The sequence below is a fragment of the Modestobacter sp. VKM Ac-2983 genome (genome assembly GCF_026967885.1).
Taxonomy (GTDB): Bacteria; Actinomycetota; Actinomycetes; order Mycobacteriales; family Geodermatophilaceae; genus Modestobacter.
On record NZ_JAPVBK010000005.1, the window covers coordinates 216,049 to 230,307 of the forward strand.

At 75.6% G+C, this 14,259-nt stretch carries 13 protein-coding genes; 10 read left to right on the forward strand and 3 right to left on the reverse strand.

Annotated features, from left to right (window positions below; translation table 11 throughout):
* Nucleotides 1-17: 17 nt before the first annotated feature.
* From coaBC to O2W18_RS19810, 3 genes are all read left to right on the forward strand, one after another.
* Nucleotides 18-1,256: a bifunctional phosphopantothenoylcysteine decarboxylase/phosphopantothenate--cysteine ligase CoaBC gene (gene coaBC, locus O2W18_RS19800; protein ID WP_269189134.1), complete on the forward strand. Its 1,239-nt coding sequence runs from the start codon at nt 18-20 to the stop codon at nt 1,254-1,256.
* A gap of 126 nt (nt 1,257-1,382) precedes the next feature.
* The gene (gene metK / locus O2W18_RS19805) at nt 1,383-2,603 is read left to right on the forward strand and encodes a methionine adenosyltransferase (RefSeq protein ID WP_269189135.1); all 1,221 of its coding nucleotides are present in this window, start codon (nt 1,383-1,385) and stop codon (nt 2,601-2,603) included.
* A gap of 85 nt (nt 2,604-2,688) precedes the next feature.
* Nucleotides 2,689-4,662 (forward strand): primosomal protein N', encoded by a 1,974-nt coding sequence (locus O2W18_RS19810; RefSeq protein WP_269189136.1) that lies wholly within the window; start codon nt 2,689-2,691, stop codon nt 4,660-4,662.
* Nucleotides 4,663-4,681: 19 nt separating this feature from the next.
* Here O2W18_RS19810 and O2W18_RS19815 read toward each other — a convergent pair whose 3' ends face one another.
* A complete protein-coding gene (locus tag O2W18_RS19815) occupies nt 4,682-5,176 on the reverse strand; it encodes a hypothetical protein (protein WP_269189137.1) in 495 nt (164 codons plus the stop codon).
* A 62-nt stretch (nt 5,177-5,238) separates the two neighbouring features.
* On the opposite strand from O2W18_RS19815, the gene def reads away from it, so the two are divergent.
* Genes def through O2W18_RS19830 form a run of 3 tightly spaced genes read left to right on the forward strand, consistent with a single transcriptional unit; the run spans nt 5,239 to nt 8,146 of the window.
* Nucleotides 5,239-5,796: a peptide deformylase gene (gene def / locus O2W18_RS19820; RefSeq protein WP_269189138.1), complete on the forward strand. Its 558-nt coding sequence runs from the start codon at nt 5,239-5,241 to the stop codon at nt 5,794-5,796.
* Nucleotides 5,721-6,734, forward strand: a complete 1,014-nt coding sequence (gene fmt / locus O2W18_RS19825; protein ID WP_269189139.1) for a methionyl-tRNA formyltransferase — start codon at nt 5,721-5,723, stop codon at nt 6,732-6,734. Before def ends, fmt begins: the two co-directional genes overlap by 76 nt.
* A complete protein-coding gene (locus tag O2W18_RS19830) occupies nt 6,731-8,146 on the forward strand; it encodes an RsmB/NOP family class I SAM-dependent RNA methyltransferase (protein ID WP_269189140.1) in 1,416 nt (471 codons plus the stop codon). Before fmt ends, O2W18_RS19830 begins: the two co-directional genes overlap by 4 nt.
* 64 nt (nt 8,147-8,210) lie before the next feature.
* Here O2W18_RS19830 and O2W18_RS19835 read toward each other — a convergent pair whose 3' ends face one another.
* Both O2W18_RS19835 and O2W18_RS19840 read right to left on the reverse strand, forming a co-directional pair.
* Nucleotides 8,211-8,648 carry a hypothetical protein gene (locus O2W18_RS19835; RefSeq protein ID WP_269189141.1) on the reverse strand — a complete coding sequence of 146 codons (438 nt, stop codon included), beginning with the start codon at nt 8,646-8,648 and terminating at the stop codon, nt 8,211-8,213.
* Nucleotides 8,649-8,730: 82 nt separating this feature from the next.
* Nucleotides 8,731-10,209 (reverse strand): aldehyde dehydrogenase family protein, encoded by a 1,479-nt coding sequence (locus O2W18_RS19840; RefSeq protein ID WP_269189142.1) that lies wholly within the window; start codon nt 10,207-10,209, stop codon nt 8,731-8,733.
* A 372-nt stretch (nt 10,210-10,581) separates the two neighbouring features.
* On the opposite strand from O2W18_RS19840, the gene rpe reads away from it, so the two are divergent.
* From rpe to O2W18_RS19860, 4 genes are read left to right on the forward strand one after another with little or no spacing between them, the layout of a single operon-like run.
* Nucleotides 10,582-11,247, forward strand: a complete 666-nt coding sequence (rpe, locus tag O2W18_RS19845) for a ribulose-phosphate 3-epimerase (protein WP_269189143.1) — start codon at nt 10,582-10,584, stop codon at nt 11,245-11,247.
* A gap of 19 nt (nt 11,248-11,266) precedes the next feature.
* Complete coding sequence (ribD, locus tag O2W18_RS19850; protein WP_269189144.1) at nt 11,267-12,322, forward strand: bifunctional diaminohydroxyphosphoribosylaminopyrimidine deaminase/5-amino-6-(5-phosphoribosylamino)uracil reductase RibD; 1,056 nt, start codon at nt 11,267-11,269, stop codon at nt 12,320-12,322.
* 1 nt (nt 12,323) lies between these two features.
* The gene (locus O2W18_RS19855; RefSeq protein WP_269189145.1) at nt 12,324-12,941 is read left to right on the forward strand and encodes a riboflavin synthase; all 618 of its coding nucleotides are present in this window, start codon (nt 12,324-12,326) and stop codon (nt 12,939-12,941) included.
* Nucleotides 12,938-14,233, forward strand: a complete 1,296-nt coding sequence (locus O2W18_RS19860; RefSeq protein ID WP_269189146.1) for a bifunctional 3,4-dihydroxy-2-butanone-4-phosphate synthase/GTP cyclohydrolase II — start codon at nt 12,938-12,940, stop codon at nt 14,231-14,233. The genes O2W18_RS19855 and O2W18_RS19860 overlap by 4 nt, the downstream gene beginning before the upstream one ends.
* Nucleotides 14,234-14,259 lie beyond the last annotated feature (26 nt).

The window sequence follows — 14,259 nt, forward strand, 5'->3', positions numbered from 1 at the left end:
CGTGGAGGATGGACCGCATGAGCCAGATCGTCCTGGGCGTGGGTGGCGGCGTCGCGGCCTACAAGTCCGCGCTGCTGCTGCGCGCCCTCACCGAGTCCGGCCACGACGTCCGGGTGGTGCCCACGGCCTCGGCGCTGCGCTTCGTCGGCGCCGCGACGTTCGAGGCGCTCAGCGGGAACCCGGTGTCCACCGAGGTCTGGGACGACGTCCCCGAGGTCGCCCACGTCCGGATCGGGCAACGTGCCGACCTGGTCCTGGTCAACCCGGCCACCGCGGACCTGCTGGCCCGGGCGGCGGCCGGGCGGGCCGACGACCTGCTCACCGCGACGCTGCTCACCGCGCACTGCCCGGTCGTCTTCGTCCCGGCCATGCACACCGAGATGTGGCAGCACCCGGCCACCCAGGACAACGTCGCGACGCTGCGCCGCCGCGGTGCGGTCGTGCTGCCCCCCGCGGTGGGGCGGCTCACCGGCCCGGACTCCGGCCCCGGGCGGCTGCCCGAGCCCGCCGACGTCGCGGCGCTGGCCGAGCTGGTGCTCTCCGCCGGTGCCGGTGCGCTGGCCCCCGACCTCATCGGCCGCCGAGTGGTGATCAGCGCCGGCGGCACCCGGGAGCCGCTGGACCCGGTGCGGTTCCTGGGCAACCGCTCGTCCGGCCTGCAGGGCTGGGCCCTGGCCCGGGTCGCCGCGGCCCGGGGTGCCGAGGTCGTGCTGGTCGCCGCCAACGTCGAGCTGCCCGCCCCGTTCGGGGTGCGGGTGGTGCCGGTGGAGAGCGCCGAGGAGCTGCGGACCGCGATGCACACCGAGTCGTCCGGGCAGGGAGCGGCCCAGTCGGCCGACGTCGTCGTCATGGCCGCCGCGGTCGCCGACTTCCGGCCCGCCGCGGTCGCCGGCAGCAAGCTGAAGAAGGGCGGGTCCGCCGAGCCGAGCTCGGTGGAGCTGGTCCGCAACCCCGACGTCCTGGTCGAGCTGGTGGGCTCCCGGCCGCCCGGGCAGCTCGTCGTCGGCTTCGCCGCCGAGACCGGTGACGCCGAGGGTGACGTGCTGACCCACGCCCGCGCCAAGCTGGCCCGCAAGGGCGCGGACCTCCTGGTGGTCAACGACGTCTCCGCCGGCCGGGTCTTCGGGCGGGCCGAGAACGAGGTGACGGTGCTGGCCACCGACGGGTCGACGACCGCCGTGCCACCCGGCCGCAAGGACGCGGTCGCCGCCGCGATCTGGGACGTGGTGTCCGACCGGCTGCCCCGGCAGGCGTGACACGACCGCCTCACCGAACGGGCGGGAGGTCCCGCCGGTAGCCTCAGCCGTCGGGCCGCCCACCACCTGGTGCAGCCCGGCCGACCGCGAGCAACGCGCTCGGCAGCCGACCGCAGGGAGAACCGAGTGCCACGCCGTCTCTTCACGTCCGAGTCGGTGACCGAGGGCCACCCCGACAAGATCGCGGACCAGATCAGCGACTCGATCCTGGACGCGATGCTCGCCCAGGACCCGCGCAGCCGCGTCGCCGTCGAGACCCTCATCACCACCGGCCAGGTGCACATCGCCGGTGAGGTCACCACCTCCGGCTACGTCGACATCGCCGACATCGTGCGCAAGACGATCCTCCGCATCGGCTACGACTCCTCCCGCAAGGGCTTCGACGGTGCCTCCTGCGGCGTCAGCGTCTCCATCGGCGCCCAGTCCCCGGACATCGCCCAGGGCGTGGACATCGGCTACGAGGCCCGCACGGCCGAGCTGAGCGCGGCCGAGCACCGGGCCGCGGCGGCCGACGACCTGATCGCGCGGCAGGGCGCGGGCGACCAGGGCCTGATGTTCGGCTACGCGACGGACGAGACCCCCGAGCTGATGCCGCTGCCGATCGCGCTGGCGCACCGGCTGTCCCGGCGGCTGTCGGCCGTCCGCAAGGACGGGTCGGTGCCCTACCTGCGCCCCGACGGCAAGACCCAGGTCACCGTCGTCTACGAGGACGACCGCCCGGTCGCCGTGGACACCGTGGTGCTCTCCTCCCAGCACGCCGAGGACATCTCCATCGACACGCTGCTCGCCCCGGACATCCAGGAGTTCGTGGTCGAGCCCGCGCTGCGCGAGCTGGGCCTGCCCACCACCGGCTACCGGCTGCTGGTGAACCCGACCGGGAAGTTCGTCATCGGTGGCCCGATGGGCGACGCCGGGCTGACCGGTCGCAAGATCATCGTCGACACCTACGGCGGCATGGCCCGGCACGGCGGCGGCGCGTTCTCCGGCAAGGACCCCTCGAAGGTCGACCGGTCCGGGGCCTACGCGATGCGGTGGGTGGCGAAGAACGTCGTCGCCGCCGGGCTGGCCCGCCGGTGCGAGGTGCAGGTCGCCTACGCGATCGGTGCTGCCCACCCGGTCGGCCTCTTCGTGGAGACCTTCGGCACCAACACGGTGCCCGAGGAGGTGCTGGAGAAGGCGATCACCGCGGTGTTCGACCTGCGGCCCGGCGCGATCGTGCGGGACCTGGACCTGCTGCGGCCGATCTACGCCCCGACGGCGGCCTACGGCCACTTCGGCCGCACCGACATCGAGCTGCCCTGGGAGCGGCTGGACCGGGTCGACGCGCTGAAGTCGGCGGTGGCCTGAGGACCTCCGGGCGCCCCGCTGCGCGACCGCGCGCAGCGGGGCACTGCAGGAGGGCCGTGCCAGCACGTCGCCGGGAACTGTCGGAGTGAGCGGGGAGACTGACCCGGTGCGGGTGGCCCGGGTCGTCGTCGACGTGCCGTTGGCCCACCTGGACCGGCCCTTCGACTACGCCGTCCCCGAGGAGCTCTCCGAGCAGGTGGTGGCCGGCTGCCGGGTCCGGGTGCGCTTCGCCGGCAAGCTGGTGGACGGCGTCGTCCTGGAGCTGGCCGCCGACACCGACCACACCGGCAAGCTGGCCCCGCTGGCCAAGGTGGTCTCCGCCGAACCGGTGCTCACCCCGGAGGTCGCTGAGCTGACCCGCTCGGTCGCCGACCGGTACGCCGGATCGCTGACCGACGTGCTGAGGCTGGCCCTGCCGCCGCGCCGCGGCGCCCCGGAGAAGCGACCCCGGCTCGACCCGCCACCACCACCTGCGGCCCCCGACCCGGCGGGCTTCGCCCGCTACCCGACCGGGCCGCAGCTGCTGACCGCCGTGGCCGAGGGGCGGGCGGCGCGTGCGGTCTGGACGGCGCTGCCCGGGGAGGACTGGCCGACCAGGCTGGCCGAGCTGGCGCAGGCCGCGCTCTCCGGCGGTCGGGGCGCGCTGGTGGTGGTGCCCGACGGCAAGGACCTGGACCGGCTGGCCGCCGCGGCCGACCGGCTGCTGCCGGCCGGCTCGGTCGCCGTGCTGCGCGCGGACTCCTCCCCGGACACCCGCTACGGCCGCTTCCTCACCGCGTCGCGCGGCACCGCCCAGGTGGTGCTCGGCACCCGCGGTTCGGTCTTCGCGCCGGTGCGGGAGCTGGGCCTGGTGGTCATCTGGGACGACGGCGACGACCTGCACGCCGAGCCGCGGGCGCCCTACCCGCACGCCCGGGACGTGCTGGTGCACCGGGCGCACCTGGCCTCCTGCGCGGCCGTGGTCGCCGGGACCGCGCGGACGGCGGAGGCGGCGCTGCTGGTGGAGTCCGGGTGGGCGCACGAGCTGATCGCCGACCGTGCCACCCTGCGCGCCGCGGCACCGCGGGTGGAGGCGCTGGGCAGCGACTTCGAGCTGGCCCGGGACCCGGCCGCACGGTCGGCCCGGCTGCCCACCCTCGGGTTCACCGTGGCCCGGCGCGCGCTGGCCGACGGTGCGCCCGTGCTGATCCAGGTGCCCCGCTCGGGCTACGTGCCCTCCCTGGTCTGCGACCGGTGCCGTGCGCCGGCCCGCTGCGCGCACTGCGCCGGCCCGCTGGGGATCGCACCGTCGCCCGGGCCCGGTGGCGTGCGGATCGCGGCCTGCCGCTGGTGCGCCCGGCCTGCGGCGACCTTCGACTGCCCGCACTGCCACGGCACGAAGCTGCGAGCCGCCGTCATCGGCGCCTCGCGCACGGCCGAGGAGCTGGGCCGGGCGTTCCCGGGCGCGGCCGTGCGGGTCTCCGGCCGCACCTCCGGTGTGCTGGCCACGGTCTCCGGTGACCCGGCGATCGTGGTCGCCACCCCGGGCGCCGAGCCGGTGGCCGAGGGCGGCTTCGGCGCGGCGCTGCTGCTGGACTCCTGGGCGCTGCTCGGCCGGGCGGACCTGCGGGCGGGGGAGGAGACGATGCGGCGCTGGATGAACGCCGCCGCGCTGGTGCGACCCGGCGGGCAGGTGGTGGTCGCCGCCGACGCGGCCCACCCGGTCGTGCAGGCGCTGGTCCGCTGGGACCCGGCCGGGCTGGCCACCCGGGAGCTGGCCGACCGCCGGGAGCTCGGTTTCCCGCCGGTCACCCGGATGGCCTCCCTGGCCGCGTCCCCGGCTGCGCTGGCGGACTTCCTGGCGGCGCTGCGGCTGCCCGAGGGCGCCGACGTCCTCGGGCCGGTGCCCGAGCCGCCACGGCCCGGGCAGGAGGGCGAACGGGAGCGCTACCTGGTCCGGGTGCGGCGCAGCGACGGGGCGGCGCTGGCGCGGGCGCTGCACGACGTCCAGGGGGTGCGGAGCGCGAAGAAGGTCGCCGAGCACGTCCGCGTGCAGCTGGACCCGCTCGACCTCGCCTGATCACCCGCCTGGGAGGACGTCAGCTGGTCGGCTGGTCCAGCAGCTGCGCCAGCTCGGCGTCCAGCTGGGCGGTGGCCAGGTCGTCGATGGCCCGCTCGGTGGCCCGGCGCCAGCGCACCGGGAGCGTCGACGCGGCGGCGCCCACCCCCACCACGACCCCCACCACCAGGTGCGGACGGCGGTGGCCGCGCCGGCGCAGCGCCCGGACGGCCGGGCGGTGGACGGCCGTCGCCGCCAGCCCCCAGGCCATCGTCGCCAATGCCTGGTGGCGGGTCACCGCCTGGTCGGCCGGGGGCGTCGGCTCGGTCGGCATGCCCTGGAAGGTGCGCCGCAGCGCGGGCAGGTCGTGGGCGATCGTGTCGGCGGCCGTCGCGCCCATCAGGGCCAGGTAGACGCGCAGGCGGGCCGCGGACCGGGGCGGCAGGTCGAGGGCGGCTTCGGCGCCGCCGACCAGCAGTCCGTCGACGAGGGTGCTGATCACGGCGTGGACGCGGTGGGCGGCGAGTGAGGCCATTGCAGCACCGTAGCCAGATCACCCTGCAGGCGCCGCAGTCACCGGCACCTACGATCGTCCGCGTGAGCGTGACCCCCATCCGGATCATGGGCGACCCGGTGCTGCGCACCCCGGCCGCCCCCGTCGTCGACTTCGACGCCGAACTGCGTCAGCTCGTCGCCGACCTGACCGACACGATGCACGCTGCCGGCGGTGCCGGCATCGCCGCGCCGCAGATCGGCGTCGGCCTGCGCGTCTTCACCTGGTACGTCGACGGCGAGGTCGGCCACCTGGTCAACCCCGACGTCACGCCGGTGGGCGAGGAGACCGAGGAAGACGCCGAGGGGTGCCTGTCCATCCCCGGTTTCCGGTTCGACTGCCGCCGGCACCTGTACGTCGCCGCGACCGGCTGGAACATGCACGGCGACCCGGTCCGGGTGGAGGGGTCGCACAAGCTGGCCCGCGCCATCCAGCACGAGACCGACCACCTCGACGGCGTGCTGTTCGTCGACCGGCTCGACACCGAGGCCCGCGCGGCCGCGCTCGCCGTCCTGCAGGACGCGGAGTGGCAGGGGGCGCAGTCCTGGCTGCCCGACGGCGCACCGGTGCCGGCGCCCATGGTGAAGGTGAGCCCCCACTGAGGCTCCTGTTCGCCGGTACCCCGGCGCCGGCCGTCGTCGCCCTCGACGCACTGCTGGACTCCGCCCACGAGGTCGTCGCCGTCCTCACCCGGCCGGATGCGCCCGCCGGCCGCGGCCGGCGCACCAGCCGGTCACCGGTCGCCGAGCGGGCCGATGCCGCCGGCGTCCCCGTGCTCCAGCCACGCTCGCCCCGTGAGCCGGAGTTCCTGGCCCAGCTCGCCGACCTCGCCGTCGACTGCGCTCCGGTCGTCGCCTACGGCGCCCTGGTGCCGCCGGCGGCGCTGGACGTCCCGCGGCACGGCTGGGTGAACCTGCACTTCTCGCTGCTGCCCGCCTGGCGCGGTGCGGCACCGGTGCAGCACGCGATCATGGCCGGCGACGAGGTCACCGGCGCGGCCACCTTCCAGCTGGAGGCGGGGCTGGACACCGGCCCGGTCTTCGGCGTCGTCACCGAGCCGATCGGGGCCACCGACACCGCCGGCGACCTGCTGGACCGGCTGGCGGTCAGCGGCGCCCGGCTGCTGGTCGCGACCCTGGACGGCATCGCCGACGGGTCGCTGCGGCCGGAGCCCCAGCCGGCGGAGGGGGTCAGCCTGGCGCCACGGATCGAGACCGCGGACGCCCAGGTCGACTGGGCGCTGCCGGCCCACGTCGTCGACCGCCGGGTGCGCGGGGTGACGCCGGCCCCCGGCGCCTGGACGACGTGGCGCGGCAACCGGCTGCGGCTGGCGCCGGTCGAGCCGCTGTCCTCGTCGCTGGCGCTCGCGCCCGGTGAGCTGTCGATCGGGTCGACCGGTGTCCTGGTGGGCACCGGGCGCGGTGCGGTGCGGCTGTCGTCGGTGCAGCCGGCGGGCAAGAAGATGCTCGCGGCGGCCGACTGGGCGCGCGGCGCGCGCCTGGAGCCGGGCGAGCGACTCGGTGCGCAGGTGACCGCGTGAGCGGCCCCGCGGACCGGGCCGGCCACAAGCGGCGCAACGACCCCGGCACGGGGAACCAGCGCCCGCAGTCCCGTCGGCACCGGCCCGTCCTGGACGGTGCCCGGCTGACCGCCTACGACGTGCTCGACGGGGTCTCCAGCCGGGCTGCATACGCCAACCTGCTGCTGCCCCAGCTGCTGCGCGAGCGGCAGCTCGAGCCCCGGGACGCCGCCTTCGCCACCCAGCTGGCCTACGGCACGCTGCGCGCCACCGGCACCCTGGACGCCGTCCTGACCACGCTGGTGTCCCGGCCGCTGGCCGAGCTCGACCCCAAGGTGCTGGACCTGCTGCGGCTGGGCTCCTACCAGCTGATCGACCTCCGGGTGCCGGCGCACGCTGCGGTCGACACCACGGTGGCGCTCACCCGGGCGATCGTCGGCACCGGCGCCTCCGGGCTGGTCAACGCCGTGCTGCGCAAGGTCGCGGCCGGCGGTGACCGGGCGGCCTGGGTCACCGCACTCGCACCGGCCGACGACGACGAGCGGCTGACCCTCACCACCGACCACCCGCGCTGGATCGTCGACGCCTGGCGCGACGCGCTCGCCGACGACGCCGAGGTGGAGGCCGCGCTGCTCGCCGACGACGCCGCGCCCGAGGTGCACCTCGTCGCCCGGCACGTCGACCGCGACGAGCTGGCCGCCGACTCCGGTGGCGAGCCCGGCCCGTGGTCCCCGCACGCCGTCCGGCTGCACGGCGGTGACCCGGGCAAGCTCGCCGCGGTCCGTTCCGGCGCGGCGGCGGTGCAGGACGAGGGGAGCCAGCTGGCTGCCCTCGCCCTGGTCCGGGCGCCGCTGGAGGGCCCCGACGTGCGCTGGCTGGACATGTGCGCCGGCCCGGGTGGCAAGGCGGGGCTGCTGGCCGCCGTCCGGCCGGCCGGGGTGCACCTGACCGCTGTCGACCGCAGCGAGCACCGCGCCGAGCTGGTCCGCGGCGCGCTGGCCGGCGCCGAGGACGTCGAGGTCCTGGTCGCCGACGGCACCGCACCGGACTGGCCGGCCGGGTCGTTCGACCGGGTGCTGCTGGACGCACCGTGCACCGGCCTGGGCGCCCTGCGCCGCCGGCCGGAGGTGCGCTGGCGCCGGACGCCGGACGACGTCCCGCCGCTGGCCGAGCTGCAGCGGCAGCTGCTGGACAGCGCGCTGGCCTCGGTGCGGCCCGGGGGAGTGGTCGCCTACGTGACCTGCTCACCGCACACCGCCGAGACCGTTGCCATCGTCGACGCGGCCGCCGGCCGGGACGACGTCGAGGTGCTCCCCGTGGCCCCGCTGTTCCCCGAGGTGCCCGGCATCGCGCGCGGCGAGCACGCCCAGCTGTGGCCGCACCGGCACGGCACCGACGCGATGTTCATGGCCCTGCTCCGCCGCACCCGCTGACCGGAGCGGCACGCCTCTCAGCGTGCCGCTCCGTGCACCGCCACCGGCTCGACCCGCTGGACGCTCAGCCTCCGCCGCCGGCCGGGGCGGTGCCTCGGCTGGTCAGCAGCACGTGGCGCTGCTCCGCCTCCCGCTCGCCGGCCAGGCCCAGCCGGTCGGCGATCTGTGCCCAGGTCAGCCCCTCACCGCGGGCCATGGTCAGGAGGCCGAGTTCCAGGTCGTCGGTCTCCGCCCGGAGCAGCGGGAACAGGCTGAGTGCGGCGACCAGGTCCTCGCCCTGCACCGAGGGCTCGGCGTCGTCGGTGTAGGCGAGGCTGCCACCGGCCAGGCCGGCCACCAGCCGGACAGCCTCGTGCGGGCTGAGCGTGTACGGGTTCAGCAGCCGGGCCCGGGCGTCCGGGGTGGCGGCGTACCGCTCCCGGATGCGGAACAGGGCGGCGTGGTGGTTCATCGGCGGGCTGGGCGAGGGCGCGGCGCCCAACTCGTCCGGGTGCAGGGCCATGCCGTCAGCGTGGGGTGCCGGGCGGCCGGCGGGCAACGCAATTGCCCACCGACCGCCCGCCAGGCGACCCCGCGGGAACGACTCAGAAGGGGAACTTCCGCTTGGTGTGCTGGACGCTCACCCAGTGGTCGGTGGTGAACTCCTCGATCGCCCAGTCGCCGCCGAACCGGCCCAGCCCCGACTCCTTCTCCCCGCCGAAGGCGGTGTTGTTCTCATCGTTGAGCGGGGAGTCGTTGACGTGGGTCATCCCGGCGTCCACCCGCAGCGCGAACTGCACCCCGCGCAGGGTGTCCTCGGTGAACACGGCGCTGGACAGGCCGTACTCGGTGTCGTTGGCGATCGCCAGCGCGTCGTCCTCGTCGCGGGCCCGGATGATCGTGGCCACCGGGCCGAACACCTCCTGGCGGGCGGTCGCGACGTCGTTGCCGCCGAGCAGCACGTGCGGGGGCAGCACCGAGCCGATCGGGCCGGTCGGGTCACCGCCGAGCACCTGCTGGGCGCCGTCGGCGATCGACTGGGCGACCTTCTCCTGGATGCCCTCCAGCTGCTTGGCGTTGATGATCGGGCCGATCACCGTGTCCTCCTCGGCCGGGTCGCCGGCCTTGAGCCCGCGCACCCGCTCGACGTAGCGCTCCACGAACTCGTCGTGCACGGCGTCGTCCACGATGATCCGGTTGGTGATCATGCAGACCTGGCCCTGGTGGAAGAACTTGCCGAAGACGGCGGCGTCCACCGCGTAGCCGAGGTCGGCGTCGTCCAGCACCACCAGCGGCCCGTTGCCGCCCAGCTCCAGCGAGAGCTTCTTCAGCCCGGCCTTCTCCGCGATCCCCTTGCCCACCGGGGTGGAACCGGTGAAGGAGACGACCCGCGGCGTCGGGTGGGAGACGATCGCGTCGCCGATGTCCCGGCCGGCGCCGATCAGCACCGAGAGCAGGCCCTCGGGCAGTCCGGCCTCCTCGTAGACCTTGGCCAGCAGCAGGCCGCCGGTGACCGGGGTGTCACCGGCGGGCTTGAGGACGACGGCGTTGCCGACGGCCAGGGCCGGGGCGACGGAGCGGTTGGACAGGTGCATCGGCACGTTCCACGGGCTGATCACCGCGACCACCCCGACCGGGCGCCGGTAGACCCGGCTCTCCTTGCCCTCGATGTCGGCCGGCAGGATCCGCCCCTCGACGCGGTAGGGGTAGGACGACGCCTCGTAGAAGTCGCGCAGCGTGATCGCGTACTCGAAGGCGGCGGCCGGGGCGGCGGCGCCGCTCTCCTGGACGTGCCAGTCGATGATCTCGTCCTTGCGGGCCTCCATGACCCGGGCGGCGCGGCGCATCACGTCGGCGCGCTCGCTGGGCAGCCGGGCGGCCCAGTCCCGCTGGGCCTCCTTCGCCCGGGCGTAGGCCTCGTCGAGGTCCTCGGCGTTGGCGAGCGGGATCTCGGTCAGGGTCTCGCCGGTGTAGGGGTTGGTGTCGGTCGCGGTCTTCCCGGCCCGGCCGGCGCGCCAGGTGCCGGCGATCGGCATCCGGTCGAAGCCGTCGTAGCGGGCAGGTGCTGAGTTCTCCGAAGCCATGGGGGATCGCCTACCCGGTCGTGCCCAACGGACACGTCCACCGCCGGGTCCGTCGAGTGTCGGGCTGCCGACGTCTCGGGGTCGGGCGAGGCGTCGAGGAGTCCACGGTCGATGCGCGGCCACGGCCACCCAGGCCGCGCGGCCGGCCCAGCGGGCGTAGCCGCCGGTCAGCACGACGATCGTGGCCATCCAGCCGGCCGACAGCGGCACGTCGGCCCAGTTCCGGAGCTGGGTCCGCCGTCCGAGGGCGACCCAGTCGACGTCCTGGCTGCTCGGCACGGCGGCAGCCTGGGGGAGTGCCGGCCGGTCCCGGGCCGCTGCCGCCTCGGTCGCCCGTCCGGGACACCAGGGGGCGGCCCCTACGATCAGCGCGTGTCCCGGGAACCCATGATCGCGCCCAGCCTGCTGTCCGCGGACTTCGCCCGGCTCGCCGACGAGGTGCAGCGGATCGCCGATGCCGACTGGGTCCACGTCGATGTCATGGACGCCCACTTCGTGCCCAACCTGACCCTCGGCCTGCCGGTGGTCAAGGCGATCCAGGCGGTCAGCCCGGTCCCGCTGGACTGCCACCTGATGATCACCGACCCGGCGCGCTGGGCCCCCGGCTACGCCGAGGCCGGCGCCCGCAACGTCACTGTGCACGCCGAGGCCTGCACCGACCCCCGTGCCGTGGCCCGCGACCTCCGGGCCGCCGGGGCGCTCGCCGGCCTGGCGATCAAGCCGGGCACGCCGCTGGAGGACTACCTCGACGTGCTGCCGGAGTTCGACACCCTGCTGGTGATGACGGTGGAGCCCGGCTTCGGTGGGCAGTCGTTCATGCCCGAGGTGCTGCCGAAGGTGCGGGAGGCCCGGCGGCTGGTCGAGGCCGGCCATCTCCAGCTGTTCCTGGAGGTCGACGGCGGGATCAACGCCGACACGATCGAGCAGGCCGCCGAGGCGGGCGCCGACGTCTTCGTCGCGGGCTCGGCCGTCTACGGCGCCGACGACCCCGCCCAGGCGATCGCCGCCCTGCGGGCCCAGGCCGCGCGCGCCCGGTGAACACCGCCGAGCAGGCCCGGTGAACACCGCCGAGCAGGCGGCGATGGCCCGGGCCCGGGAGCTGGGGCTGCGGGTGCTGGGCACCACCAGCCCGAACCCGCCGGTGGGTGCGGTCGTGCTCGACGCGGCCGGCGCCGTCGTGGGGGAGGGGGCGACCTCCCCGCCGGGCGGCCCGCACGCCGAGGTGCACGCGCTCGCCTCGTCGGGGGAGCGCGCCCGCGGGGGCACCGCCGTCGTCACCCTGGAGCCGTGCGCGCACACCGGCCGCACCGGGCCCTGCGCCGACGCGCTGATCGCCGCCGGGGTCGCCCGGGTCGTCGTCGCCGTCCCCGAGCCCACCCGGCTGGCCACCGGGGGTGCGGACCGGCTGCGCGCGGCCGGGATCGACGTCGAACTGGGCGCCGAGCAGGCCGCCGCCGCCGAGGGAGCCCTGGCCGGCTGGCTCACCGGGGTGCGGGAGCACCGGCCGCAGGTGGTCTGGAAGGTCGCCACCACCCTCGACGGGCGGGTCGCGGCCGCCGACGGCACCAGCCGCTGGATCACCGGTCCCCAGGCCCGGGCCGCCGTGCACGAGCTGCGGGCCACCTGCGACGCGGTGCTGGTCGGGTCCGGGACGGCGCTCGCCGACGACCCGCAGCTCACCGTCCGCGACGCCGACGGCCGCCCCGCCGACCGCCAGCCGCTGCGCGTGGTGCTGGACCGCCGGGGCCGGGTGCCGGCCACCGCCCGGGTGCACGACGACGCCGCACCCACGCTGGTCAGCCGGGCCGTCACCCCGGCCGCGCTGCTGGCGGAGCTGTTCACCGCCGACGTCCGCCGGGTGCTGCTGGAGGGCGGACCGACGCTGGCCGCTGCCTTCCTCGCCGCCGGCCTGGTCGACGAGGCCGTGGTGCACGTCGCGCCGACCCTGCTCGGCGCCGGCGCCGGCATGGTGGGCGGCCTGGGAATCAGCACGATCACCGATGCGCTGCACCTGCAGGTCACCGACGTCACCCGCATGGGCGGGGACGTGCAGATCCGGTTGCGGCCCACCGGGCACACTGGGCGGGCAACGTCGACCGGCGGAGGGAGCTGACGTGTTCACCGGCATCGTGGAAGAGCTCGGCACCCTGGTCGTGCGTGAGGACGGCGCGGACAGCGCCGTGCTGCGCATCCGGGCCCGCAAGGCGCTGCAGGACGTCGCGCTCGGCGACTCGATCGCGGTCAACGGTGTCTGCCTGACCGTGACCGGGGTCGAGCCCGGCCCCGACGGCAGCGGCGTGTGGAGCACCGACGTGATGGCCGAGACCCTGCGCCGCAGCAGCCTCGGTGCCACCGGCGCCGGCGACCGGGTCAACCTCGAGCGCGCCGTCACCCCGCAGACCCGGCTGGGCGGCCACATCGTGCAGGGCCACGTCGACGGCGTCGGCACCGTCGTCTCCCGCACCCCCGGTGACGACTGGGAGGTCGTGCGGATCGCCGTCCCGGCCGAGCTCGCGCGCTACGTCGTGGAGAAGGGCTCGATCACCGTCGACGGCGTCTCGCTCACCGTCAGCGCGCTCGCCGACCACCCCGAGCCCTGGTTCGAGGTCAGCCTCATCCCCACCACGCTCCGCGAGACCACCCTGGGCGACCGCGCCCCCGGTGACCGGGTCAACCTGGAGGTGGACGTCATCGCCAAGTACGTCGAACGACTGTTGGGAGCACGCCGATGAACGGGTTCCGGTTGGACTCCGTGGAGAGCGCGATCGCGGCGGTCAAGAGCGGCCGGCCCGTCGTCGTCATCGACGACGAGGACCGGGAGAACGAGGGCGACCTGATCTTCGCCTCCGAGCTCGCCACCCCCGAGGTGGTGGCCTTCATGGTCCGCTACACCTCGGGCTACATCTGCGTCGCGGTCACCGAGTCCGACGCCGACCGGCTCGACCTGCCCCCGATGTTCCGCGTGAACCAGGACCGCCGCGGCACCGCCTACACCGTCACCGTCGACGCCCGGGAGGGCGTGACCACCGGCATCTCGGCCGCCGACCGGGCGCACACCATCCGCACCCTGGCGTCGGCGGAGGCCAGCTCCGCCGACCTGGCCCGCCCCGGACACGTGGTGCCGCTGCGCGCCAAGGACGGCGGCGTGCTGCGCCGACCCGGCCACACCGAGGCCGCCGTCGACCTCGCCGTCCTGGCCGGCCTGCGCCCCTCGGGGACGCTGTGCGAGGTGGTGAGCGAGAAGGACCCGACCGGCATGGCGCGCGGGGAGGAGCTGCGGGTCTTCGCCGACGAGCACGACCTGGTCATGGTCTCGATCGCCGACCTCATCGCCTACCGCAAGCGCTTCGACAAGCTGGTCGAGCGGGTCGCCGAGGCCCGGGTGCCGTTGCGCGCCGGGGAGTTCACCGCGGTCGGCTACCGCAGCTCCTACGACGAGCGCGAGCACGTGGCCTTCGTCTACGGCGACATCACCGCCAACGACGGCGAGGACGTGCTGGTGCGCGTGCACTCCGAGTGCCTCACCGGTGACGTCTTCGGCTCGCTGCGCTGCGACTGCGGCCCGCAGCTGGACGCCGCGCTCGCCGCCGTCGCCCAGGAGGGCCGCGGCGTCGTCCTGTACATCCGCGGTCACGAGGGCCGGGGCATCGGCCTGCTGCACAAGCTGCAGGCATACCAGCTCCAGGACACCGGCGTGGACACGGTCGACGCCAACCTCGACCTCGGGCTCCCCGCCGACGCCCGCGACTACGGCACCGGCGCACAGATCCTGGTCGACCTGGGCATCCACACCATGCGGCTGCTGACCAACAACCCGGCCAAGCGCGCCGGGCTGGAGGGGTACGGCCTGAAGATCACCGGCCGGGTCGCCCTGCCCAGCAACGTCACCGTCGACAACGTCGGGTACCTGCGCACCAAGCGCGACCGGATGGGCCACCTGCTGGAGATCATCGAGCCCGACGCCCCCGACGCCGGCGGCCAGCCGCCCGCGCCGGGACGGCGCGCCGACGAGCAGCCGATGTGACCGGGTCGCACCGCGGCCCACGGCAC

Coding starts and splice junctions, on each gene's coding strand:
- O2W18_RS19840 (WP_269189142.1), bottom strand. CDS start 10,209: ATGGCTTCGGAGAACTCAGCACCTGCCCGCTACGACGGCTTCGACCGG.
- O2W18_RS19815 (WP_269189137.1), bottom strand. CDS start 5,176: ATGGCCTCACTCGCCGCCCACCGCGTCCACGCCGTGATCAGCACCCTC.
- O2W18_RS19835 (WP_269189141.1), bottom strand. CDS start 8,648: ATGGCCCTGCACCCGGACGAGTTGGGCGCCGCGCCCTCGCCCAGCCCG.
- coaBC (WP_269189134.1), top strand. CDS start 18: ATGAGCCAGATCGTCCTGGGCGTGGGTGGCGGCGTCGCGGCCTACAAG.
- O2W18_RS19860 (WP_269189146.1), top strand. CDS start 12,938: ATGAACGGGTTCCGGTTGGACTCCGTGGAGAGCGCGATCGCGGCGGTC.